Source organism: Gottfriedia sp. NPDC057991 (assembly GCF_042886615.1).
Classification (GTDB): Bacteria; Bacillota; Bacilli; order Bacillales; family Bacillaceae_G; genus Gottfriedia.
Genome location: NZ_JBHVQN010000006.1, coordinates 360,509 through 384,958, shown reverse-complemented (window position 1 = coordinate 384,958; position 24,450 = coordinate 360,509). Strand labels below are relative to the sequence as shown.

General features: G+C 32.6%; 23 protein-coding genes, 2 pseudogenes and 1 other annotated feature (1 of these 26 running past the window's edge). Of the genes and pseudogenes, 2 read left to right on the top strand and 23 right to left on the bottom strand.

Annotation, left to right across the window (positions count from 1 at the left end; translation table 11 throughout):
* Positions 1–14 precede the first annotated feature (14 nt).
* From ACFVR2_RS20725 to ACFVR2_RS20715, 3 genes and pseudogenes are all read right to left on the bottom strand, one after another.
* Positions 15–1,235 (bottom strand): phospholipase D-like domain-containing protein, encoded by a 1,221-nt coding sequence (locus ACFVR2_RS20725; RefSeq protein WP_387366125.1) that lies wholly within the window; start codon positions 1,233–1,235, stop codon positions 15–17.
* Positions 1,236–1,443: 208 nt separating this feature from the next.
* A complete protein-coding gene (locus tag ACFVR2_RS20720) occupies positions 1,444–1,824 on the bottom strand; it encodes a hypothetical protein (protein WP_387366122.1) in 381 nt (126 codons plus the stop codon).
* Between the two features lie 30 nt (positions 1,825–1,854).
* Positions 1,855–1,950 (bottom strand): annotated as a pseudogene (locus tag ACFVR2_RS20715) (TetR family transcriptional regulator); the annotation flags it as partial.
* Between the two features lie 218 nt (positions 1,951–2,168).
* Between ACFVR2_RS20715 and ACFVR2_RS20710 the strand changes: the two are divergent.
* Entirely contained in the window at positions 2,169–3,011 is an 843-nt protein-coding gene (locus tag ACFVR2_RS20710; protein WP_387366119.1) for a hypothetical protein, read from the top strand.
* A gap of 358 nt (positions 3,012–3,369) precedes the next feature.
* Here the strand turns inward: ACFVR2_RS20710 and ACFVR2_RS20705 are convergent, their stop codons facing one another.
* The 13 genes from ACFVR2_RS20705 to ACFVR2_RS20645 form a co-directional block, all read right to left on the bottom strand.
* Positions 3,370–3,627, bottom strand: coding sequence for a hypothetical protein (locus ACFVR2_RS20705; RefSeq protein WP_387366116.1), 258 nt, complete (start codon positions 3,625–3,627; stop codon positions 3,370–3,372).
* A gap of 83 nt (positions 3,628–3,710) precedes the next feature.
* The gene (locus ACFVR2_RS20700; protein WP_387366113.1) at positions 3,711–4,160 is read right to left on the bottom strand and encodes a GNAT family N-acetyltransferase; all 450 of its coding nucleotides are present in this window, start codon (positions 4,158–4,160) and stop codon (positions 3,711–3,713) included.
* A gap of 6 nt (positions 4,161–4,166) precedes the next feature.
* A complete protein-coding gene (locus ACFVR2_RS20695; RefSeq protein ID WP_387366110.1) occupies positions 4,167–4,568 on the bottom strand; it encodes a Clp protease N-terminal domain-containing protein in 402 nt (133 codons plus the stop codon).
* Between the two features lie 605 nt (positions 4,569–5,173).
* Positions 5,174–5,473, bottom strand: a complete 300-nt coding sequence (locus ACFVR2_RS20690; protein WP_387366107.1) for a hypothetical protein — start codon at positions 5,471–5,473, stop codon at positions 5,174–5,176.
* Between the two features lie 241 nt (positions 5,474–5,714).
* The gene (locus ACFVR2_RS20685; RefSeq protein ID WP_387366104.1) at positions 5,715–6,140 is read right to left on the bottom strand and encodes an SRPBCC family protein; all 426 of its coding nucleotides are present in this window, start codon (positions 6,138–6,140) and stop codon (positions 5,715–5,717) included.
* A gap of 193 nt (positions 6,141–6,333) precedes the next feature.
* Positions 6,334–6,585 carry a hypothetical protein gene (locus ACFVR2_RS20680; RefSeq protein ID WP_387366101.1) on the bottom strand — a complete coding sequence of 84 codons (252 nt, stop codon included), beginning with the start codon at positions 6,583–6,585 and terminating at the stop codon, positions 6,334–6,336.
* Between the two features lie 82 nt (positions 6,586–6,667).
* Positions 6,668–7,066, bottom strand: coding sequence for a hypothetical protein (locus ACFVR2_RS20675; RefSeq protein ID WP_387366098.1), 399 nt, complete (start codon positions 7,064–7,066; stop codon positions 6,668–6,670).
* Positions 7,067–7,278: 212 nt separating this feature from the next.
* The gene (locus ACFVR2_RS20670) at positions 7,279–8,382 is read right to left on the bottom strand and encodes a GerAB/ArcD/ProY family transporter (protein WP_387366095.1); all 1,104 of its coding nucleotides are present in this window, start codon (positions 8,380–8,382) and stop codon (positions 7,279–7,281) included.
* Positions 8,383–9,062: 680 nt separating this feature from the next.
* On the bottom strand, positions 9,063–9,833 hold the full coding sequence (locus ACFVR2_RS20665) for a 3-hydroxyacyl-CoA dehydrogenase (protein ID WP_387366092.1): 771 nt from the start codon (positions 9,831–9,833) through the stop codon (positions 9,063–9,065).
* A 30-nt stretch (positions 9,834–9,863) separates the two neighbouring features.
* Positions 9,864–11,015 (bottom strand): thiolase family protein, encoded by a 1,152-nt coding sequence (locus tag ACFVR2_RS20660; protein ID WP_387366089.1) that lies wholly within the window; start codon positions 11,013–11,015, stop codon positions 9,864–9,866.
* 29 nt (positions 11,016–11,044) lie between these two features.
* Positions 11,045–12,193, bottom strand: a complete 1,149-nt coding sequence (locus ACFVR2_RS20655; protein WP_387366086.1) for an acyl-CoA dehydrogenase family protein — start codon at positions 12,191–12,193, stop codon at positions 11,045–11,047.
* A 186-nt stretch (positions 12,194–12,379) separates the two neighbouring features.
* Positions 12,380–13,384, bottom strand: a complete 1,005-nt coding sequence (locus tag ACFVR2_RS20650) for a zinc-dependent alcohol dehydrogenase family protein (RefSeq protein ID WP_387366083.1) — start codon at positions 13,382–13,384, stop codon at positions 12,380–12,382.
* Between the two features lie 958 nt (positions 13,385–14,342).
* Complete coding sequence (locus ACFVR2_RS20645; protein WP_387366080.1) at positions 14,343–15,191, bottom strand: DegV family protein; 849 nt, start codon at positions 15,189–15,191, stop codon at positions 14,343–14,345.
* A gap of 313 nt (positions 15,192–15,504) precedes the next feature.
* On the opposite strand from ACFVR2_RS20645, the gene ACFVR2_RS20640 reads away from it, so the two are divergent.
* On the top strand, positions 15,505–16,524 hold the full coding sequence (locus ACFVR2_RS20640) for a barstar family protein (RefSeq protein ID WP_387366077.1): 1,020 nt from the start codon (positions 15,505–15,507) through the stop codon (positions 16,522–16,524).
* 160 nt (positions 16,525–16,684) lie between these two features.
* On the opposite strand, the gene leuD is transcribed toward ACFVR2_RS20640, so the two are convergent.
* From leuD to ilvB, 7 genes and pseudogenes are all read right to left on the bottom strand, one after another.
* Complete coding sequence (gene leuD / locus ACFVR2_RS20635; RefSeq protein WP_387366074.1) at positions 16,685–17,260, bottom strand: 3-isopropylmalate dehydratase small subunit; 576 nt, start codon at positions 17,258–17,260, stop codon at positions 16,685–16,687.
* Positions 17,238–18,632: a 3-isopropylmalate dehydratase large subunit gene (gene leuC, locus ACFVR2_RS20630; protein ID WP_387366071.1), complete on the bottom strand. Its 1,395-nt coding sequence runs from the start codon at positions 18,630–18,632 to the stop codon at positions 17,238–17,240. The genes leuD and leuC overlap by 23 nt, the downstream gene beginning before the upstream one ends.
* Entirely contained in the window at positions 18,629–19,696 is a 1,068-nt protein-coding gene (leuB, locus tag ACFVR2_RS20625; RefSeq protein WP_387366068.1) for a 3-isopropylmalate dehydrogenase, read from the bottom strand. The genes leuC and leuB overlap by 4 nt, the downstream gene beginning before the upstream one ends.
* A gap of 41 nt (positions 19,697–19,737) precedes the next feature.
* A pseudogene (locus tag ACFVR2_RS20620) lies at positions 19,738–20,859 on the bottom strand (2-isopropylmalate synthase); the annotation flags it as partial.
* A 3-nt stretch (positions 20,860–20,862) separates the two neighbouring features.
* Entirely contained in the window at positions 20,863–21,873 is a 1,011-nt protein-coding gene (gene ilvC / locus ACFVR2_RS20615) for a ketol-acid reductoisomerase (protein WP_387366065.1), read from the bottom strand.
* 47 nt (positions 21,874–21,920) lie between these two features.
* Positions 21,921–22,436: an acetolactate synthase small subunit gene (gene ilvN, locus ACFVR2_RS20610; protein ID WP_025671139.1), complete on the bottom strand. Its 516-nt coding sequence runs from the start codon at positions 22,434–22,436 to the stop codon at positions 21,921–21,923.
* Positions 22,436–24,124: an acetolactate synthase large subunit gene (gene ilvB / locus ACFVR2_RS20605; RefSeq protein ID WP_387366199.1), complete on the bottom strand. Its 1,689-nt coding sequence runs from the start codon at positions 24,122–24,124 to the stop codon at positions 22,436–22,438. Before ilvB ends, ilvN begins: the two co-directional genes overlap by 1 nt.
* A 99-nt stretch (positions 24,125–24,223) precedes the next feature.
* Positions 24,224–24,450: a binding site (T-box leader), on the bottom strand (it continues 10 nt past the right edge of the window).

Here is a 24,450-nt window from a genome sequence, read left to right as displayed (position 1 = left end):
AACTAGTTTTTTTCCTACAAATAAAACTCAAATACTTTTGCTATTTTTTCTTTTATTCGTTCTTTAAAAGGTAAATTTTTAATATAAGTAGGCGTAATTTCAAATGATTGATTGAATACATCGGCTAATTCTGGTGCTACCTGTTTGATAAACTGTTGATCATATATATAACAATTCAATTCATCCGTTAAATGAAATGATCTGGAATCAAAATTCGTTGTGCCAATCATTAGAACTTTATCATCAATTTTAATTACTTTACCGTGAAAAATACCTTTTTTAAACCCATACACTTTTATGTTATTTTTCCAAGATTGCTTTATATATGGAAATGCTGCTTGTTGTACTAAAAGTGCATCTGACTTATGGGAATATAATACTTTTACTTCAATTCCTCTATTTGCTGCATCTAATAATGCATCCCATATGACTTTATTATTCGGGATAAAATAAGGAGAATAAATTGTTATCGAATGTTTTGCTTGTTTAAACAATTTACTATATTCTTGCTCAATCCCCATTTTAGTATAAGAAACAAATTGATGCTGGCTTTTCCCAATTTTTTTACTGATCGCCATCTGTGTAATTTTTTGGTCTGAATTTTTTCTCCAATCATGTACAAATTGTTTTTCTAAGCCTTCAACACCGCTACCTACTAACCTAAGCTGAACATCTTCCCACGGTTTTAATCCTTTTTTTTCATCTATATACTTTTTACCTATATTGAACCCACCAATATAGCCAATTTCCCCATCAATAATCGTCATTCGACGATGATTTCTGTTATTTATCGATGCAAAAAAATAGGATAATTGCGGTTTATTAAAATATGTAAAATGCACTCCATGATCGATTAAAGATTTTCTTTCTTTCCGCTCTAATAATATTCCACCAAGACGATCGACAGCATAATAAACTGGTATCCCTTCATCACTCTTCTTTTTTAAGACATCTAAAAATTCATGCGATACACGGTCATTAGAAACTGAAAAAAAGTAGATATGCACTTCCTTTTTTGCATTCCTAATATCATTAAATAATTGCTTATTTAACTTCTTTCCGTTCATATAAATCGACAAATCACTATGTCCAATTGGATAAGTTATTGGCTTTTCAGCAAAAATATTCTTTTTTTGAGCTTTCTCCATTTCAATCTCATTTAAAGCAAATAAAATGACTATTAGTGAAAATAGAAGAACTAAAGTTTTAAAGATGAATTTTAATATTTTTTTCATGGATTCCTCTTACATAGGTTTGGCATAAGAGTATTTTTCGAAAAAAATGTCTTAAATATCCATATTTATTTTAATGATGGAATTTATTTTCATTTAAGCACTGTTAAATTAAAAAGTTGATTTTTGGACTAAATAAAAGGCTGTCTAAATAGACAACCTTAAAGAACTCTTATTTCTGAGAATTTTTATTTCAATCAGCGAATATCATTTAAGCCTTTAACATTTTCATCAAAAAATCAGGAGTAGGTAACCCAAATTTATCATCAACAAGATCTTGAATGGTTAAACTATTTATCACATTGATATACCATACTAATATTTTTCGTGGATCTTCTTTTAAGAATTCACCACTTTCTTGTCCTTTTATAAATATTGGTACTAGTAAATCAATTAAATAATCAGGTGAATAATTAGATAATAATTCAGTCACTTTTTCTGGTACTTCTGTTTTTTTCCTCGCTTGTTGGATAATCATAAAAGCATATTTATGATTTTCGTCTAACATGTTTTCAGTTAATAATTTTAGTAGTTTGTAAGGAGTTCCTTGAAAAAATTGCAGTGAACTAGGCTCTCTTTCAGACTCAAGCACTAAACCTTCAATAGTTTGAAAAAACAGTTCAGCCTTTGATTGAAAGTGACGGAATATTAAACCTTCACTAACATTTGCTTCAGATGCAATTACGCTTGTTTTCGTATTTTTATAACATGCAAAAATTTTTAAAGCAGATTGTTTGATAAGCTAAATGAAGTCAAGTTGTGCAACTAAGCATTATTAAGAAGTTAGATAGTTAAGTATGAGTAAAGCCCCTAAAAGACTAATCTCATTTTCCTAATTAAGAAGGATTCCTTATATTTCCAAATTTTTAAAAGCAATTTTTTCTAAAAAATAACACAAAATAGATGTATCCTAAACATCGGAGTTGACTTATAGCTGTGAAAAAAGTTTTTTTTATCGTAATCCTGTCCCTTTCATTAATTAGCTTTACAGATTTTACTTACGCTACGACAGACGAACCAGTACTCACCCCAATTAGCTTTCAAATAGAAATTCAGGATTGGGAAGCTGTTAACAAAATAATCCCAAAATACTCGTTGTTCACTGTAATCGATGTGGAAAGTGGCAAGAGTTTTAATGTACAAAGAAGGGCTGGTAGTAGGCATGCAGATGTGCAGCCTTTAACAAGAGAAGATACTAGGATAATGAAGGAGATATACGATGGGAACTGGAGTTGGCGAAGAAGGGCTGTATTAATTTTAGCTGATGATAACCTAATCCCTGCCTCCATGCACGGAATGCCACATGGTGCAGGTTCGCTTCCAAACGGTTTCTGTGGTCATTTTTGCATTCATTTTATGGGAAGTACGACACATCGGACAGGTAAAGCAGACTTATCTCATCACGTGATGATCCTTAAAGCTGCTGGGAGGATTAATGAATATATGAATAACCTTCCACCGTCCCAACTGCTAAATGTATTATTTGTAACGATTAAAAACAAAGATAAAGGCTTGGTTAAAAATATTGCCATAAGTAATCAAAAAAATATTAAAAAAGTGCTTAGGAAAATAGAAAAAATTGATGCGATACAGTGGACTTTGCCCCAAACAAAAGAGTCAGGGCCATCCTCTTTAGCAACTGAAATCCCAGTTGAGGTTAATCTTTTTATAAAAAATAAAGGTCGGTTAAGGACCAAACTTTCTTTTACCTTGGTGAGAACGTCACCTATTTCGCCATGGAAAGTGAATATCGACCCTTTACTTTCAAGCATTAACTAGCTGTCTAATTACAAGAGGTCAAGTTTTGCATGAAAATGATTTTGAAGATATTATTTCTTGTTATTCTCGCGTTTCTTGATCTAATCATTAACATTTAAAGGGCTACCATAGTAGCCCTTCTAATACACCAAACGTATTGCACTATTGCAAATGAAATCCTTACAAATCTGTACTTTTATAAATTCCTAAAATATTGAAAACTGCTCTAAATATAGAAATAATTAACGAGATTATAAGCAACCAAAAGTAAATATCGTAATCATGTTCTAACCACATGGAAACGATCACAAAAGTAAATAAAATAATTACTCCTATACTTTTCCATTCGTAAGATAGTATAGTCTTTAATTTATTCATTTTAACTAATAACCTTACTATTTTGTTTTTTCCTTAATAATTCAACTAAAGCTAAAATCGATAGGCCTATTATTACCGTTACGAAATGAAAAACCCATTTCTTTTCATTAAGAATGTTGTCTTTTATATTTTCAAAACCTGCTATAAACGAATTTGCACCAATAAAATAGTTCATTCCATGTCCAATTAATATGTACTTTCTATAAAAATAAAAAGATGCACTCATAAAAAATACAAAAAATAATATATCAGAAATCACAATTTTTCTCCCTATTCAATTAAGTTTTTGTAAGTCGTTTCATTCAATTATGGCAATGCGTTAGTTCAGTAACAACTTACAATCTATGGTTTAGGAATTACAACCGCATTACACGATTTTTCATAAAATTCTATTGGTCCTGCTCCGCCGATAATTGCATACTCATAACCAATTTCATACATATCTTTTAAACAGTGATGAAGTAAAGAATATCCAATTCCGTTAATCCTCTTAATTAACGAGACTCCCATTGGTCCAAAATAACATTTTTTATTTTTATATACATCATAACAAGCGAAACCGACAATTTCTCCATCCTTATCTAAAGCAATAAATATCGAAGGCTCAATTATTAAGAACGCATCTTTTATTGTTTGGATCCAATCACTTGAGAAGTTATGATTTACAAAATTAAATAGATTGATATAATCATTTCTATTTATTTTTCGAACTATTATTTGATTAGTAGTATCTGGAAATATGTAATGATCAAGATGAGTGATCATATCACGAGAGGTTGTACCGAGTTCCAAAATAGTTTACTTTTGCTCTTCCGTGAGTAAGGATTCAGCTACATTTTTATTAATTAATGCTTTTAATAAATGACCTTCATTGAGAAATACTTGTTTGTATTTTTTCATATATTCAGTAGCAAGTTCCATTACTGCCAATACTTCATTGGATACAGATACATTAAAAAATTCACTCACCGAATTTTGAACTGGAACAATATCCAATTTATCAATCCAATTTCTTAAAGAGTTTAAATCAATATTACATTTCAAAGTAATTTCGCCAAGTGTACCAGTATGTTCCTGAAAACAAGCTAATAGTAAGTGTTCGGGTCTCAAGATTTCATTTTTTGAAGATTTAACTTCGCATTCTGCGTTACTTATAATTCTTAGAATTCTATCAGTGAGTTTAATATTTGATTTAGTCAATATTACTACTCCCTTTTAAGCGATTTTATCATTTTTGATTATAATAATCTCTTTCAACTTATTAAACTTTCTTTATAAAAAAACGACCTGCCTTAATTTTATTGCAAATCTTATTTTTCAACTAACGCAATGCAATAGTTGAAAAATCAACGTCAATCTAATTGTTCTTTTTTCCCTTATTATCATATCTCAATTTTATAATGAAAAGTATTGAGGCAATCGTTACAGTTACTATTGATGTCATTATTTCTATTTTTTTATTGTCTAAGGTTATATAAATTATATTTACAATTATTATTAGTAAAAAGAAAATTGTTCGATACTTTCGGACAATAACTTCCAATTAATACAGCTCCTCTTTTTCCTTAAGATAACTCCTATTTATTTATTCTATTAATTGTTCAAGTAGTCCTTTAATACAATCTCAGACAATCCTTATTGTACTAAATTGCCATTTACTTAATAAAAAAAACTGCAATTAAGCAGTTTGTGATCTTCAACTAAAGCATTTGGTTACATTAGAATTTTTTTATTCAGTATCAATCTTTCCTACGACTACTATATCTTCAGCTACAATTTTATATTCTATAAACGGGTACACTTAGTTAAAAGCCAATTAAATCAGTAACTCCAATCATAAAAAATATTAATGCACTCAAAAGCCACAGTTTAAAATCTTTAGATTCTTTCTTTTTTAAAATTTTATGTTCCATATAATTAAAAATATTAATCGCTCCGATTAATAAATTACCTAATCCTCTGTAAATATGATTAATCTCATGCGTAAAAACATGCGTAAAAAAATAAACCAAATAAATTAATAATAGAATTAGTAAAATAAGTTGGATAATTACAATTTGTTTTATTCTGTCTTTAAATAATCTGTTTTTTAATGTACTCATCAAATTAAATACTCAGCTCCAAATATTTTCTAAGTTAATAATATAAATTCTAAGATTATTGTATCTACTATTTCTACATTTGTAATTTGGGGGTTATTTGCTATTTTACATAGAATTTGAGATACTAGTATTCAACTAATCTTACAATACCTAAAAAAACTACATATTTCTAATTGGTATGAAAGTAAAGATGATAAGAAAAAAAAAGAGAATGATTCAATAACACCATTCTCTTTATATCAACTTATCTGTTAGTTTGTTCTGCATATTTTTTAAAATTGTCTAGAATTGCTTGCCATCCTTGTTGTTGAAACTCAACAGGATTAGCTGTTTCAGGATCGAATGTTTCAATTACTTCCGTTTCGTTTTCTTTCCCACTAAATGTGATATTAACCTTTCTTCCATCACCTAGAGTATATGCAATAACCTCATATTTTTTTACTTCATCATAAGTCCCACCAAAGTCGAAACCAAAACTGCCATCTTTTGCTTCCATTCTTGAACAGAATTCTCCACCAACACGTAAATCATTTTCTGCAGTTGGTGTGTGCCAGTCGTCTGAAGGACTGTTCCATTTTTTAATATGTTCAGGTTCTGTCCAAAATTCCCATACTTTTTCGATTGATGCTTTAATAGTTGCTTTTACGGTTACTTTTTTATTTGTTTCCATTTCATTACCGCCTCTCTTGATACCAATATTTATTAAGTTAATCAATAATTGTGGCTACCTATATTGTATACGATTTCAAAAAATCATTCTATCTATTCATTTTTTTTGCTTCTCATCAATGTATATTAAACTGCCAAAACAGTCTTCTTGTTGTTAAACTATTGCAGCATGAGCTAGTTGAACAACAAATTATTTATTTTGTTTTTCTCATACGCAATGATGCTCTTCTACTTACATACTCTACTTCATCAAGTATAAATTTTTTGAGGAGCAGTTTAACCTCTTCCTCATTATCAGTTAACTCTCCAAGTCCATAGGCAATTTGCCATCTTGCCTCAAAGTCATTAAATGATAAAGATTGTTTAGCTAAAACAATCAGTTGAGTAGAGTGATCAAGTAACTGGTCAATAATGTTCTCATGTAGACTAATTTCATAAGGAGTCATATATTCATAATCTTGACAATAATATCTATTTCGATTGCGATAGGCAAAGTTTCATCAAATTCATAATCACTATGATTATCTTCTACTGTTTGTCCATCGCCATCACGTTTTTTAGATCATTACCATCTGCTCCAAATGTTCTGCCAAATGTTCTGCCAAATGTTCTGCCAAATGTTCTGCCAAATGTTCTGCCAATTGCCATTGCAATTTTTTCAATAATATCTATATAGTTCACAGCCTGATCTAAACTATCTTCAACTTTTTCTAGTGTTAATTCTTCACCCTTACTCGTTGCATCACTCATTAGTCCACAATACATGTAAATTTCAATGTCATCAGGATCTAAATTTTCAATTGATTCATCAATTTGCACTAGAGTTTTTCCAGTCATTGCTTTTATTAATTTTAACGCTTTGTGTCCGAATCGAAGAGCACGAGGTCGATCCAAATTGATTCCTACCAGTTCACTATTTTTACTCATAAGTTTTTTCCTCCTAAAAAATAAGACTCTGTTAAATTAAAATATTGATTTTGAGCAAAAGAAAAAGACCACAAAAACGTGGTCTTAGCTATTTTTTCTTCAACTAATGTAGCGTTAGTTACTAAAGAATTTGTTTTATTAATAAAAATGCACCCCAAATGCTAAACGGTGTCTAACGTTTGGGGTGCACTTCAAAATCTAGAAATTTTCTTTTATAAGGCTGGGTATTTTAGTTTCCTTTTTATCAGCACTATTAGTATTAAACAAATTGGGATAATAATTTGAAGAGGTATTTGTAGTAAAAAGGGGACAACATCACTTGCTTCATAACGTAATGCAACATAATTCGTTGTCATCCAAATTGAACAAACTAACATTATAACGGAAGTAGGATAAACTAAATCCTTACTTTCCTTAATGCCAAATAAATCTGCTGCTCCTGACACCGCACAATAGAAATATATAGTAATCTTCACGAAATAATTACATACCGAGACCACTATAATAAAAGTATCCAATCTTTGAACAAAATCAGCAATACTAATATAACTAACAGCTGTAAGAAGTGGATATATGGATCTTTCTATATCAGAAACACCCATTATAGAAGTATTTAACATTGAAAATAAAGTCAATATAAACCCAGAAAATAGAAATGATGTTATTCCTACTTTTACTACATTCTTTTGTTTATTTAAATATGGCAAAATCATAGTAAATGTAAATATCTCACCAAAAGGATTTGCAACTAATATCGGAGTTGCCTTTAACACCGGTTTCCATCCACTTTCTAATACAGGTCTTAAATTATTAATATTGATTAAGCCAGAAAAAATTTCTAATCCAATAATTATAAAAAAAAGAAACATTATAAATAAAAAAATAAATTCATTTGAACGTGCAAATATTTCAATTCCTTTATGACTTGCATACATGACTACAATCATCATTAATATTCCAATTGAAATATGTGATGAAGCATTGTAAAGAGTAATAACCATTAACTCCTCAAAATTACGCAAAACTCTTGCACCTATATAAATAAAATATAATATATAGATTAGTGCTAACAGTTTTCCAACATATTTACCTAAAATATATTGTATATATTTTGTAAATGGTACATCTGGAAAAAATGAATATAACTTTATATATACAAGAAATAATAGACACCCCACAGTAAGTCCTAATAATAAACTCATCCATGCATCTTGCTTGGCTAATGCATAGATTTCAATTGGTGGCGATGTACCATTAATAAACATAAATATCATACATAATAATTGGAAACCACTTACTTTTAATTTACGATTCATTATAGTACCTTCATTTAATACTTACTTCCCTATTTTCTTTTTTAAAACATGTTTATTTTTACCATTTAGAATCTAAATTATGATTTATATTACAAAAATATCCAGTATCGATAATGGATACAGAAACATTAATATACAAGCGATTCATCAGCTTTAAAAATAAATTGAAAAGGACATTCCTATTAGAGATGAATATCATTTTTGAATCAATTGTACTAATTTAATAAGATATATAATTTAATGGGTAAAATAAAATGGACTTATTAGAGAAATGAAAAGAAAGGATGGTTGAAGATGGAGAATTTAAGAAACAAATCCACCAAAACGAGCATTAATTGTCCAAACTGTAATTCAAACGTTTCCATTAGTGATGAAAATTCAAATATTAGTAACGAAATTCAAGAACATTATTTATATGAGTGCCCAAATTGTGGAAAACCAGACCTTTTCTATAATAAAAAGTAATTTTAAAAACGACTCTTATGAGTCGTTTTTCCAAAATAAACATAAAAAAGACACATAATTCTTCAAAAGCTTCTCTTTTTGGTTGTTTGTTCAGTTGTTTCACTTTCCTTGTTCAACTAACCTGCCTTCATTTAAACAACTACTAATTCCAAACATAAACAAAAAAAGCAGGAGAACAAGTTTAAAACCTGCTCCTCCTGCCTGTGATATCACTCTTATTTCGGCTGCATACGAATTGCACCATCTAAACGAATCACTTCACCATTTAACATTGGATTTTCAACAATGCTTTTCGCTAAGTGTGCATATTCTGATGGCTTACCAAGACGTGATGGGAATGGAACCATGTTTCCTAATGATTCTCTAGCTTTTTCTGGTAATACATCAAACATTGGAGTTTCAAATATACCAGGAGCAATACTCATCACTCTGATGCCATATCTTGATAAATCCCTAGCAATTGGTAATGTCATTCCAGCTACTGCGCTTTTTGATGCACCGTAAGCCGCTTGCCCCATTTGGCCATCAAATGCTGCTACTGAAGCGGTGTTAATAATAACGCCTCTTTCACCAAATTCATTTGGTTCATTGTTAATCATTTGTTCAGCTGCTAAACGAATAACGTTAAACGTCCCAACTAAGTTAACATTAATGATTTTTTGGAAAGATTCTAATGAATGAATTCCGTCTCTTTTAATTACTTTTTCAGCTAAAACAATACCAGCACAGTTTACTACTGTATTGATTGAACCATATTTAGTTAAAACATTTGCAATTGAATTTTTTACGCTTTCCTCTGAAGATACATCTGTTTTTTCGAAACAAACATTGTCTTCACCTAATTCAGAAATTAAGCTAGCAGCTCTTTCTTCATTTAAATCGAAAATAGCAGCCTTTCCACCATTTTCTACGATCATTCTAACTGTACCTGCACCTAGTCCAGATGCTCCACCTGTAACAATTGCTATGCTATCACGAATATTCATTTTTTAAATCCCCCAATAAGTTGTTGTTTATTAATTTAATCTCTCAATAATCGTTGCATTTGCCATACCATGGCCTTCACAGATCGCTTGTAATCCAAAACGTGAGCCTGTTTTCTCTAAAGCATTACACAAAGTAACCATAACCCTTGCTCCACTAGCCCCAAGTGGGTGACCTAATGCGATCGCACCACCGAATATATTTAATTTTTCAAATGGTACATTTAATTCTTTTTGCCATGCTAAAGGAACTGCAGCAAATGCTTCATTTATTTCAAATAAATCGATTTGATCGATTGTTAAACCACATTTATGTAGAACTTTTTGAGTAGCTTGAATTGGCCCTGTTAACATTAACTGAGGGTCAGATCCTACTACTGTTCTTCCAATAATTCGAAACTTTGGTTTAAAACCCAATTCATGAGCTTTTTCTTTACTCATTAAAAGTAGTCCTGCAGCACCATCGCTAATTTGACTTGCATTTCCAGCAGTAACCGAACCAGTTTCAGTAAATGCTGGTTTTAAAGTAGCTAATTTCTCAATTGTAGAGTTTTCTCTAGGTCCTTCATCTTTCGTAACTTTAACAAGTTCACCTTCTTGATTCGTAAGAGATACTGCAACAATTTCGTCTTCAAAATAGCCTTGTTTCATTGCTTTTAATGCTTTTTGATGGCTATTATAAGCAAATTCATCTTGCTCACTTCGACTAATATTCCACTTCTCATTTATGCGTTCTGCAGAGATCCCTTGGTTAAAGTCACCAAACCTATTCGTTAGTTTTTCATTCCATTTTGATCCTTTTAAATTCGAAAACATTGGTACACGTGTCATGCTTTCAACACCAGCTGCAATGACAATGTCCATATCTCCACTTAAAATGGCTTGTGATGCAAAATGGACAGATTGTTGACTTGACCCGCATTGACGGTCAATTGTAACACCAGGCACTTCAATTGGTAGACCTGCTAATAAAGCGGCAACTCTACCAATATCACCAGCCTGTTCTCCAATTTGCGTAACACAGCCCATAATCACATCATCTATTTCTTTTGGATCAAATTCATTTCGACTTACTAATTCCTTTAGTACAATTGCAGCTAAGTCATCAGGTCTTGTTTCGCTAAAGCTGCCGCCTCTTTTACCAATAGGTGTTCTTAAAGCATCAACAATAACTACTTCTCTCATAAATTTGATCCTCCATTTTTAAGTCTGAATTAATTTAATCCCATTTGTTTTGCAATAATCGTCTTCATGATTTCATTTGTACCAGCGTAAATTGACATGATCTGAATATCTCTAAAACGTCTAGCAATCTCGTATTCTTCCATATATCCATATCCACCATGCAATTGAAGACACTCTGAAGCTACTTTTTTACCTAAATCTGTAATCCACCATTTTGCCATCGATACTTGCTTAACAACATTTACACCTTCCATATGCTTATAAATTAAGTCCTCAATGAAAGTACGACCAATTTCAATTTCAGTAGCCAATTCCACAAGTTTAAATTGAGTATTTTGGAACCCAGCAATTGATTTTCCAAATGCTTTTCTACTTTTCACATACTCAGTTGTCACTTTCAGCATTTGTTCAGCTGAAACTAATGCTTCTAAAGCAACTACTAATCTTTCTTGCTGTAATTTTTCCATTAAGTAATAGAAGCCTTTTCCTTCTTCTCCTAATAAATTCTTTACAGGTACTCTAGCATCTTGGAAAATTAATTCAGCCGTATCTTGGCTATGAAGTCCTACTTTATTCAATTTCTTACCTCTAGAAAACCCAACTGTATCTTTTTCGACAACTAGCAAGCTTATTCCTTTATGAGCAGGTCGAATTGTCGTATCAGTTTTAACAGCAATGATAATAAGGTCTGAATGAATACCATTCGTAATAAATGTTTTTTCACCATTAACGATATAGTAATCCCCTTCTTTTACCGCAGTTGTTTTAATATTTGCTAAATCTGATCCAGCACCTGGTTCGGTCATAGCAACTGCACTAATATATTCACCTGAAATACATTTAGGCAACCATTCCATTTTTTGCTCTTCATTTGCATAAGCAGTCAAATAAGGTACAACAATATCATTGTGTAATGCTACACCAACTAAACTTGAACCAACTTTCTCAAGTTCCTCTATAATAATGACTGAATAGCCAAAATCTACACCTAAACCACCATATTTTTCGTCAACGTAAGGACACAAAAATCCTTCATTTCCTAATTTATCCCAGAATTCTCTAGGTATCATTTTGTTTTGTTCCCACTCTTCATAGAATGGTACAGCTTCTTTTTGTAAAAACTTTCTAAGAGCCGTGCGGAAGATTTCATGTTCTCTAGTTAAGTAAGAATGTTTCATAATAAGCCCCCCAAAATAATTAATCGTTTCGTTAAAACGCTTACAATACTCAAAATACTAAATTTTTTAAATATTACATTTGTAATAATCATATGATGTTAATTGTAATTTATCAAGGAGCAAAAAAAAAAGAACTGAATAGTTCAGTTCTTTTGATTGAAGACAAATTTCAAAAAATAAGACAAATTAACCAATTTTAATTGTAATTTTACCAAAATTATTTCCTTCACCCATACGTTGTAATGCACTAAGGACATCTGTAAATTCAAATGATTCATCTATAATTGGTTTAATTTTATGTTCTTCAAAAAATGCTAACATTTGTTCAAACTCTCTTGGACTTCCCATCGTTGTCCCTCTAATGTCCATATTTTTAAAGAATACTTTTGGCAAAACAGTTTGAGGAACTGGACCATTTGTCGCACCGAATGAAACGATTCTTCCGCCTTGAGCAGTCAAATCAATTAATCGATTAAATGATTCTCCACCAACTCCATCGATCGTAAGATTAACAAATCCATATTCTTTACGAAGTTTTTTATACCAATCATTTTCTCGATAATTAAAACCAGCAGTCGCACCCATTGCAATTGCCTTTTCAATTTTTTCATTGCTACTAGATGAAACTAGTACTTTTGACCCGAATGCTACAGCAATTTGCAATGCATATAATGCTACCCCACTACCAATACCTGGAATCAATACTGTATCATTCTTTTGTAATTGACCACGAGTAATTAATGCTCTATATGCAGTCAGTGCAGCTAATGGAATTGCCGCTGCCTCTTCCCATGACAAGTACTCAGGTTTTTTATAAACATTTTCAACTGGTAGTTTAATAAATTCAGCAAACGTACCATTAGAAGGCATACCAAGTACAGTGAATTCATCAGAATTGATATCGTCACGATCTCCCCAGTTTAAACTCGGGTTCATGATAACTTCATCACCCACAGTAAACCCCGTTACTTCATCTCCAATAGCCTCAATAACTCCAGCACCGTCTGATCCTAAAATTCCATCTAATTTCATCCCTGGATACATGCCGTGAGTTATAAAAAAGTCACGTCTGTTTAATGATGCTGCCTTTAGCTTAATCACTACTTCATTCGAATGAACAGTACCAATCTCAACATTTTCCAATTTTAGTGACTCTGGCCCTTTAGTGTCTCTTAAAATATAAGCTTTCAATTACACCACTCCTATTCATGAAAAAATTTAAATATGTAAACAGACAAATCTTACTCATTTTTATTTTACCAAAAAAGTTAAATACGGTTTAGTAAAATGATTAGGTAGCTAACATTATGTGTGATAATTCGGGGTAGATTCTAACGTTTATGACTTAAATTTTATGAGTTTTAGGTAAGGATTTTAGATTTAAATAGGATTTTTTTTGAATTACCTATAATTATGTGTTTTTATATTTATTCAAACTAATTCGGTACGTGAAATTCCTTTTTAATACACTAGATGTTGTGTGAATCCAAAATTGATCGGTTCATTATAAACTAGTCATTATTTGCAAAGTACTTCTATTATTGTGCTATTTGAAACCTTTTTATATAAGATCTCCTAGATTTTAAGCATATTTTTTAGGTTACATACGGATTGGAGCATCTTATTTGCAGTTTTGGGTATTTTGTTTGCACTTTTAACATTTTTATTTGTACTTTTGATGATTTTAATTGCAGCACATGTAATTTGTTTGCAGTTTTTACAATTTTAATTGCAGTTTAGTTAATTTTCTTTGCACTTTTGACGTTTTTATTTGCAGTTGTTAAAAACGACAATCCACCTATAGTCCTTAATTACAGAATATTATCACCTTAGTTTTTCAAGCGTTCTTTCCTATTGAAATAATGGTAATTTAAACTTCTATCCTACTAAAATTAATTTCCACAGGAATAATCTACTGGATTCAAAATAGAAGAATTTATATATCTGAATATTACAAACTTTCTAATATTTCTACACTCCAGTTTGTCAAAACCTGTTTTATTATCAATAAATCTGTCTCTTTATAACATACAAGAATGTATTCTTATTTCCTGCTAAACTTTTATTTACTATATAAATATATTTTTTATTTTGAAAGTTTTACTAAAACAAAAAAACTCTCACCACTTTGAGAGTCGAAAGAATTTTCTTAATTAGATAGAAAAAAGATTCCTATTGCACTAGGACCAGTGTGTACGCCGACTGCTGAACCAACTGAGTTTTCTATAATCTGTTCACTACCAATTAGATCCTTTAATTGTTTAATAAATTGTTCGGTAGAATCATCTTTTACCCCATATACAACTGCAACATTTTTACTAAGTTCATCTTTTCGAATCTTCATTAGTTCAAGCATACGATTTAATGCTTTTTTTCGACCTCGTACCTTTTCAAGTGGTTTAAATTTCCCTTCGCTAACTTCCATAATCGGATTTATATTTAGCATGCCTCCTAAAAATCCTGCAAACTTACCAACACGACCGCCTCGTATTAAATATTGGAGATCTTCTATCGTAAAAATATGTTGGATCTTATTTATATTGTGATGTAATTGTTTGATTAGATTCTCAAATGATTCATCATTATTTAAGCCTTCTATTAACTCCATCACTAATACACAAATTCCAAGTGATACTGATCTAGTATCAATTATATGAATAGAGGCATTTGGATTGTTTTCTAAAATATCAAGTTTTACTAATTGTGCAAAATTATACGTACCAGATAAGTCTCCCGAACAAGTAAGATAGATACAATTTTGATCTGCACTACATGAGACTAAAGTTTGATAAATTGCATCGTAAGAAGGTAAAGATGAAGTAAAGTTCTCTCCATTTTTCATTCGTTGCATTAACTCATGTGATTGTAAATTTACTCCATCAAGATACTCTTTTTCTGATTGGTCGTAGACTCTTAATGGTATGACTGAAATATCGTATTTCTTCAATATCTCAGTTGGAAGATCAGAAGAACTATCTACAATTATTTTTAGGTTCAATTTAATCACCTCTCTCTACATTAATAATGTATTTTTAATCTTATTAAACAATAATTTAAATATTCAAACAACTATTTTTTATCGACAAAATTAAAATAAATTTTACTAAAAGTACATTGAAAATTCTCTTGTTCTACAACATGGTAGTTTAATTGAATAAGAAATGTCTGAATTTCCATGAATAAAAAGCGCATTCCAACAAATTAATTAAATACCTTAATAAATTGATTAGCCCTATTTTCTAAAATTATGAATTATTTCATTTTAATTTTATGGTAAAATGGAATTATATGGAATTTTTTGGAGGTATCTAGTGGAATTAAATGCGGAAGAAAAATCAGAGAAAGTACCGATTAAGCTTGATTTTGAGCTTTATGGCTCAGAAAAGGAAATGCGCTCGATCAATAGCCAATTGTTTAATAATCAAAAAATATGTGCAAAAGGGATTCTTTACATTGCGTTTACAGTACTTATATTATCTTTATCAATTTTTACTTTCGTTTGGATAAACGAAGAACAAAATTCACAAGAACAATCAATTATTTCTACGCAAATAGCTGATGAATTAAAAAACAAGGAATTAATTAGTTCAGAATTGATCAAAAATATAGAAAGTTTAATAGAAAGTACCAATCATATTTCTGAAGTTAGAGTATTCAGTTCGATGAAAGTTAGGAATGAAGGAATAAATTTGACTTCTTATAATACCGAAAACATGGAGCCAGATTTTCATTATAAAAGAATTGTATGGTCCCCTAAATGGTTAGTTCCTGACTTTTTCTCTAGCGGAAATGGAGATAGTGAATGGTATATCGAAATGAAAAATAGGACTTTTAGTACATTTGCAGGATCTGTTTTAATAGTAGGCTTATCAATCTATTTAACCTTATTCACTATATGGACAACGAAAAATACCTACCAACATAAAAGAATAAAAATTGGATGGATTATTCTATTTTCTTTATTTAATGTGTTAGGATTTTTAGTTTATCGATATCGATTTGTCATTAGAAAGTTTTTTATTGATTTTCTAAAAGAATTTAGTAGATCAGAAGAAAAAAGTATAACGATTGATGTATCGTTAATCAAAAACAGTCATGAATTACATCAAGTATTGAAAGAAAAACTATCATTTCCAGATACTTATAGTGAAGATTGGGACGACTTTTGGGATATAATTACATGTCAAGTTGAGTTACCTAAGCAACTTCAATTTAGTGGTTGGTCAGAACTAGAGCGAAAACTACCAGAAGATTCAAAAATTATGATCGAGTACCTTCTTGAACATAACCAGGAGTTTCCCGATTGGCATTGTCATTTTTTATGCAACTAGCGCGTTTTTAGAAGTACAGTCAAATTAGACAGTGCTCTTTCAAATTCTAAATTCCATATTCTACTTAACTAACCGTCCTATTTCCCTTGCTTTCACATGAATCCAGATAAAAAAGAAGTGTCTTATCAGTATGCAGGCTATAAGACACTTCCTTTTTTAGTTATGCGTGTAATTTTTCATATTTTTCAATGTCATTTTCATATTTCATCGTAATCGAAATATCATCTAAGCCATTTAGTAGTTTTTCTTTCCAAACGGGATCAATTGAAAACTCAAAGTTCCCAAATATTGTTTTTACGACTTGTTTTTCCAAATCCACTTCAATTTCTTGTTTTCCGCTTAAGGTAGATAATTGTGAGCGAATCTCATCATTTAAGACAATCGGGAGCATGCCATTTTTAATACAGTTATTGTAGAAAATATCTGCGAAGCTACCAGCAATAATAATTGTAAATCCATAATCGTTTAACGCCCAAGGTGCGTGTTCTCTAGATGAACCGCAACCAAAATTATTTGCACTTATTAAGATTGAAGCATTTTTTCGATCCTCATTATTTAATGAAAAAGATTGATTAGGTGAGCGATCATCATGATATCGCCATTCATCGAATAAAAATTCTCCAAAGCCTGTTCGTTCTATTCGCTTTAAATATTGTTTTGGAATAATTTGGTCTGTGTCGATATTATCTAACATTATTGATACAGTTGTGCCTTTATGCGTACGTAACGGTTTCATTTGCTTGCTCCTTTCGAATATCAATAAAATGACCATGTACAGCAGCAGCCGCTGCCATTACTGGACTTACTAAGTGTGTTCTTGCTCCTTTACCTTGTCTTCCTTCAAAGTTTCGATTTGAAGTAGATGCACAATGTTCGCCAGCTGGCACTTGGTCTGGATTCATTGCTAGACACATCGAACAACCAGCTTCCCTCCATTCAAATCCTGCTTCGATAAAGACTTTATGTAGTCCTTTTGCCATCGCTGCATTTCGAACCTTTTTTGATCCTGGAACAACTAGTGCACGCACATCAGATTTTACTTTCTTTCCTTTAAGATATTTTGCCGCTTCCTCTAAATCTGATAATCTAGAGTTTGTACATGAACCGATGAATACATGTTGAACTGGAATCTCTTTTGGTGTGATTTCCGGCTTTAATCCCATATATTCATAAGCTCGTTCGTAGTTCTCATCTTTGGCTTTTGGAAGGACTTCATCAATTCTTACGCCCATTCCAGGATTTGTTCCCCAAGTTACGTAAGGTGCAAGGGTCGCAACATCCACTTCGATCGTTTTATCAAATGTTGCTCCATCTTCTGTATATAATTTCTTCCATTCTACTAATTTTTCATCATATGAATTGATTGTATATTTTCGACCTTTTAAATAATCGAAAGTTTTTTGATCAGGAGCAACTAATCCTGCTTTTGCTCCTCCCTCAATCGCCATATTACATAAAGTCATACGCTCTTCCATTGACATATTTGTAATGGCTTCACCATAAAACTCAATGACAAACCCAGTTCCCATTGATACACCATAAGTTGCTAGCAAATGAAGAATGATATCTTTAGCATATACACCTTTTGGAAGCTTACCTTCAAGTTTCACACCCATTGATTTTGGCTTAACTTGCCATAAAGTTTGTGTTGCTAGTACATGTTCTACTTCGCTTGTTCCAATTCCAAAAGCTAATGCACCAAATGCACCGTGCGTAGATGTATGACTATCTCCACATACAATTGTTTTCCCCGGCTGAGTTAATCCAAGCTCTGGTCCGATTACGTGAACAATGCCTTGGTCCTCGTCCGTAATATCTGCTAAAGGAATATTGAATTCTTGACAATTATTTCTTAACGTATCCATTTGTTGTTTAGCAATTAAGTCAGTGATGACTAATTGATTTTTAGTTGGTACATTATGATCCATCGTCGCAAATGTTAATTCTGGTCTTCTTACTTTTCGATTGGATAATCTCAATCCTTCGAATGCTTGCGGAGAAGTTACCTCATGGACTAAGTGTAAATCGATATACAATAACTGGGGCTTACCAACTTCACCAGTTACAACGTGATTTTGCCAAAGTTTATCAAACAATGTTTGTTTCATCCAATACTACCTCCAACTGTTTGAAATTGTAATTCCTTTACTACTTGTTCCGTAAATTCAATCGTTGAACTTATACCACCTAGGTCACCAGTTAAATAGCCATTATTTATTGAATTAACAATCGCGTTTTCAATTGAGTTTGCTTCATCTACTAAATCAAAATCACGAAGCATCATCGCTACAGACCTTAAAATTGCAATAGGGTTAGCCTTATTTTGTCCAGCTATATCTGGTGCTGAACCGTGAATTGGTTCATATAATGAAGGACCCTTACCAGATCTACTTGCAGAAGGTAGCATACCTAATGAACCAGTAATCATTGAAGCTTCATCGCTTAAAATATCTCCAAATAAATTTTCAGTAACGATTACATCAAATCTTCTTGGGTTTCGAATTAACTCCATCGCGGCTGCATCAACAAGAATATGCTCAACTTCTACTTCTGGATAGTTAGAACTTAATTCAATTACAATTTTTCTCCAAAGTTTACTAGATTCTAATACATTTGCTTTATCAACAGATGTAAGTTTGCCTTTTCTAGTTTTTGCTAACTCAAATCCATACGTTACAATTCGTTCAATTTCTTTTCTAGTATAGGAAAGCGTATCGGTTGCTTCATTTTCATTATGGAAACGAGGTTCGGAAAAATATATTCCGCCTGTTAATTCTCGAACGACGACAAAGCTTACATTTCTTACTTGTTCAGATTTTAAAGGAGAGTGATTTACAAGTTCATCGTAAACATCGACTGGTCGAATGTTTGCGTATAAATTAAGTGATTTTCTTAACCTTAATAAGCCACTTTCTGGCCGTTCAACACCTTGATCCCATTTTGGTCCACCTACTGCCGCCAATAATACGGCATCTGAATTTAAACAATTATCTAATGTTTCTTTCGGTAAAGAAGTACCTGTTTCATCGATCGCGTGACCTCCGAATAAATTTGTTGAAAACGTAAAGTCATGTTGATAAGATTTTGCAATTTGTTCTAAAACCTGTACAGCTGAACTCATAATTTCTGGTCCGATTCCGTCTCCTGGAAGACATGCGATTTTTAATTTCATTTTAGAACCTCCTTTTTGCTCCACTTACTAATAATGTTTAATAAATCTGCATCTGTAATTTCTTTCTTAGAATCTGTCAAAGCTTTAAATTGAACAAACGCTTTGTTAATAATTTCTGTTGAAAAGTTGAATCCAAGTTCTTTTAATCTGTCAGTAAAAGCATGACGTCCTGAATGTTTCCCTAATACTAATGAATTTGTAGAAAGTCCAATTAATGAAGGGGGTATAATTTCATATGTTGTTGGTTCTTTTAGTACGCCATCTTGATGAATACCTGATTCATGTGCAAATGCATTTGTACCAACAATTGCTTTATTCTTCTGGACAACCATACCTGTAAGACGACTAACAAGTTCACTTGTCTTCGTAATTTCATGTAATCGTAAATTCGTATTTTTCCGGTAAACATCTTCCCTAATATGTAGTGCAACTGCTATTTCTTCTAGTGCTGCATTTCCAGCTCTTTCCCCAATTCCATTTACGGTGCATTCTACTTGGGTTGCTCCAGCCTGTATAGCAGCTAAAGAATTCGCTACTGCCATTCCTAGGTCATCATGACAGTGACAAGAAAAAATTGCTTTATGATAAGACGGTACATTTTCCTGTAAATATTTAAATAGATCGTAGTATTCTGAAGGACTTGTGTAGCCGACAGTATCTGGAATATTAATCACATCAGCACCTGCTTTAATGGCAGTCTCTGCGAATTCGGCAAGAAATGCTCGATCAGTACGACATGCATCCTCAGCTGAAATTTGGACTTTTGGAAAAAAGGATTTTGCAAGTTGCACACTATGTTTAGCAGTTTCCAAAACTTCTAATCTCGTCATGTTTAATTTATATTTCATATGAATATCACTTGTTGCTAGAAATATATGAAGTCTCGGTTCTGCAGCATTTTTTAACGCATCCCATGCTGTCTTAATATCTGAATCTTTTGCGCGAGAAAGGCTAGAGACAGAGACAGAACGAATCTGTCTCGCAATCTCTTGAACACCTAAAAAGTCACCTTCTGAGGAAGCGGCAAAACCAGCCTCAATGATATCAACACCTAAAGCTTCTAGTTGTCTTGCAATTTCGAGCTTTTCAAATCGATTTAAATTAACCCCAGGAGATTGTTCGCCATCACGTAATGTTGTATCAAGAAACTGAATTTTACTCATTTTTTATTTCACCTCGACCTTTTCTTTTCTTTGGATAAATGGCATCATTGCACGAAGTTTTTCGCCTACCTCCTCTAACTGATGTTGCTTTTCACTTTCATTAATTTCATTGAATACTGGACGACCATTTTTATTTTCGTTAATCCAGCCTTTAGCAAACGTACCATCTTGAATTTCTGCTAAAATATCTTTCATCGCTAATTTTGACTCATTCGCAACTACTCTAGGACCAGATACGAAATCTCCCCACTGAGCTGTATCAGAGATTGAGTATCTCATATAGCTCATTCCGCCTTCGTACATTAAATCAACGATTAATTTCAACTCATGTAAACACTCAAAGTATGCTACTTCTGGCTGATAACCTGCTTCTACTAATGTTTCAAATCCTGATTTTACTAAAGAAGTTACACCACCACATAGTACCGCTTGTTCTCCGAATAGATCTGTTTCAGTTTCCTCTTTAAATGTTGTTTCAAGAACACCCGCTCTAGTAGAACCAATTCCATCAGCGTATGACAGTGCTACATTTTTTGCTTCGCCTGTTACATCTTGGTAAACAGCAAATAATGCTGGAACCGCTGCACCATCGACAAAAGTACGTCGAACAAGATGTCCTGGACCTTTTGGAGCTACTAAAAATACATCAACATTAGCAGGAGGAACAATTTGATTAAAATGAACATTAAATCCGTGTGCAAACGCAAGCGCATTACCACTTTCAAGATGCGGTTCAATTTCATTTTTATAAACAGTTGGTTGATGCTCATCTGGTAATAGAATCATTACTACATCTGCTGCCTTTGAAGCCTCTGCAACCGTTGTTACATGTAGTCCGTCATTTGCTGCAGCATCCCATGATTTACCAGGACGACAACCAACAACTACTTTATGACCATTTTCATGTAAATTTAAAGCATGTGCGTGACCTTGTGATCCATAACCAATTACTGCAATCGTTTTCCCCACTAATACATTTTCCTTCACGTCTGTACCATAATATACTTTAGCCATTTTCAAATTCCTCCATTTTTTTTAGTTTTATATTTTTATATTTTTATTTAATAAGAGAGTAGCTTTTGAGCATGCTCCTTATGTTTAGCAGATCTAGTAAATGCGGTTACACCTGTTCGAGCTATTTCTTTTAGTTCGAAAGGTCTTAATAATTCAATCAAAGCCTCTACCTTATCAGATGTACCAGTTACTTGAACGACAATCTGATCACGGCTTACATCAATAACTGAGGCTCTAAATGGTTCAATTAGACTATAAATTTCATTTCTTGTAGCTGCATTTGTACTCACCTTTATTAAGGCTAGTTCTCTAGCAATAACTGATTCTTCTGTTATATCTGCTACTTTTATCACATCAATTTGCTTGTGAAGCTGTTTAATCAATTGTTCAACCTGTTGTAAATCTTCTACATGAACGACAAACGTAATTCTTGAAATATGATCTTGCTCTGTATGTCCAACAGAAATACTTTCGATATTAAAGCGTCTTCTTGAGATTACTCCTGTAATTCGGTTAAGTACCCCACTGTTATTTAATACAGTCGATGTAATGACCCGTTTCATTATTTCACCCCTTCCATTTCATGAATTCCTTTACCAGGTGGAACCATTGGTGTAACGATTTCAGCTTGATGAATCCGGCAATCAATTAAAACTGGCCCATCAAATTCAATCGCTTCTCTTAATTGACTTTCAACTAAATTTGGATCTGATATTGTTATCCCTTTAATCCCATAAGCTTCAGCAAGTTTCGTAAAACTAGGTTGGCAGTCTAATAGAGAACTTGAGAAGCGGTCATTATAAAAGGCTGATTGCCACTGTCTTACCATTCCTAAAGCGGCGTTATTTAAAATTAAAATTTTAACTTGTAAATTATGTTCCTTGATCATGCTCAGTTCTTGCAATGTCATTTGGAATCCGGCATCACCAACGACGGCTACAACTAATTCATCAGGTTTAGCAAATTGTGCTCCTATAGCAGCAGGTAATCCAAATCCCATCGTTCCGAGTCCTCCTGATGTGATCCATTTATGTGGTTCGTCAAAAGGATAATACTGGGCCGCCCACATTTGATGTTGACCTACATCTGTGGAAATCGTCGCTTTCCCATTTGTAATCGAATGGAGTAAAGTTAAGACAGTTTGTGGTTTAATGACTTCTCTACTCGATTCATACTGTAAAGGAAAGGCCTCTTTACGACTTTTAAGTAGCTCTAACCATTCACTATGATTTTGTTTATCCCCTTTCTGTTTTAATAGAACTTTCAGAACTTCCTTAGCACATCCAACGATTGGAATATTTGTAGGAATAACTTTGTTAATTTCGGCAGGATCTATATCGATATGGGCTACGATCGCATTTTTAGCAAAATGTGCTAAATTACCGGTTAACCTGTCATCAAATCTTGCTCCGATGTTAATTAGTAAATCACTTTCATACATTGCCATATTTGCTGTATAAGTTCCGTGCATCCCTCCCATTCCAAGGAATAATTCCTCATTTGCTGGAAATCCACCTAGCCCTAAAAGCGTATTAACGACTGGGATATTGAACCTTTTTATAAATTCAGTAAACTCTTCAGCTGCTTTTGCATGTAATATACCTGCACCAGCTAATACGACTGGTTTTTTAGCTTTTTCAATTGCTCCTATTAACTTTGTTATTTGAATATAATTTGGTTCATATGTCGGTTGATAGCCTGGTAATTGAACTTCTATGTCGTCTTTTTTCACTCCTTTTTCAACCATCATATTTTTTGGTAGATCGATGACGACTGGACCTGGACGCCCTGTTGAAGCAATATGGAATGCTTCTTTTACGATTTGTGGGACATCTTCAACATTACGCACTTGGTAGTTATGTTTTGTAACTGGCATTGTGATTCCAATAACATCTGCTTCTTGAAATGCATCCGTTCCGATTACATTTGTAGCAACCTGACCAGTAAAAACAACTAGTGGTAATGAATCCATCATCGCATCTGCTAAACCAGTTACTACGTTTGTTGCACCTGGACCACTTGTTGCGATGACAACTCCTGGACGACCAGTTACTCGTGCATAACCTTCTGCAGCGTGGATGGCCCCTTGTTCATGCCTTGCTAGAATGTGAGGAATATCAGCATCATAAAGTGCATCATATAATGGTAATACTGCCCCTCCAGGGTAACCAAAAATCATTTCAACATTTTCATTTTTCAAAGCATCAATTAGTAAATTTGCACCTGACAATTCTTTTGACAGAGTTCTCATCGAATGATGACTCATTTCTACTTTTCCCTCCATTTTCGGATAAAATTTACCCATTTATTCGCAATAAAAAAAGCCATAACTCCACACTTCAGCAGATGCTGAAGGGGCGAAAGACTTTTCGCGGTACCACCCTTCTTCTTAGGTTAAAAACCTAACTTTGGGATTTTGGCTAACCAAAATCTGGTTATAACGTGACCAACGTTCAAGCTTACATTACAAAATAATTCAGCTTGACACTCAAGAGTGAGTTTCATTAATCAAGGTCATCGGTTCACACCAGCCACCGACTCTCTGAAGATCCTTTTCATAACTACTTTTCTCTTTCA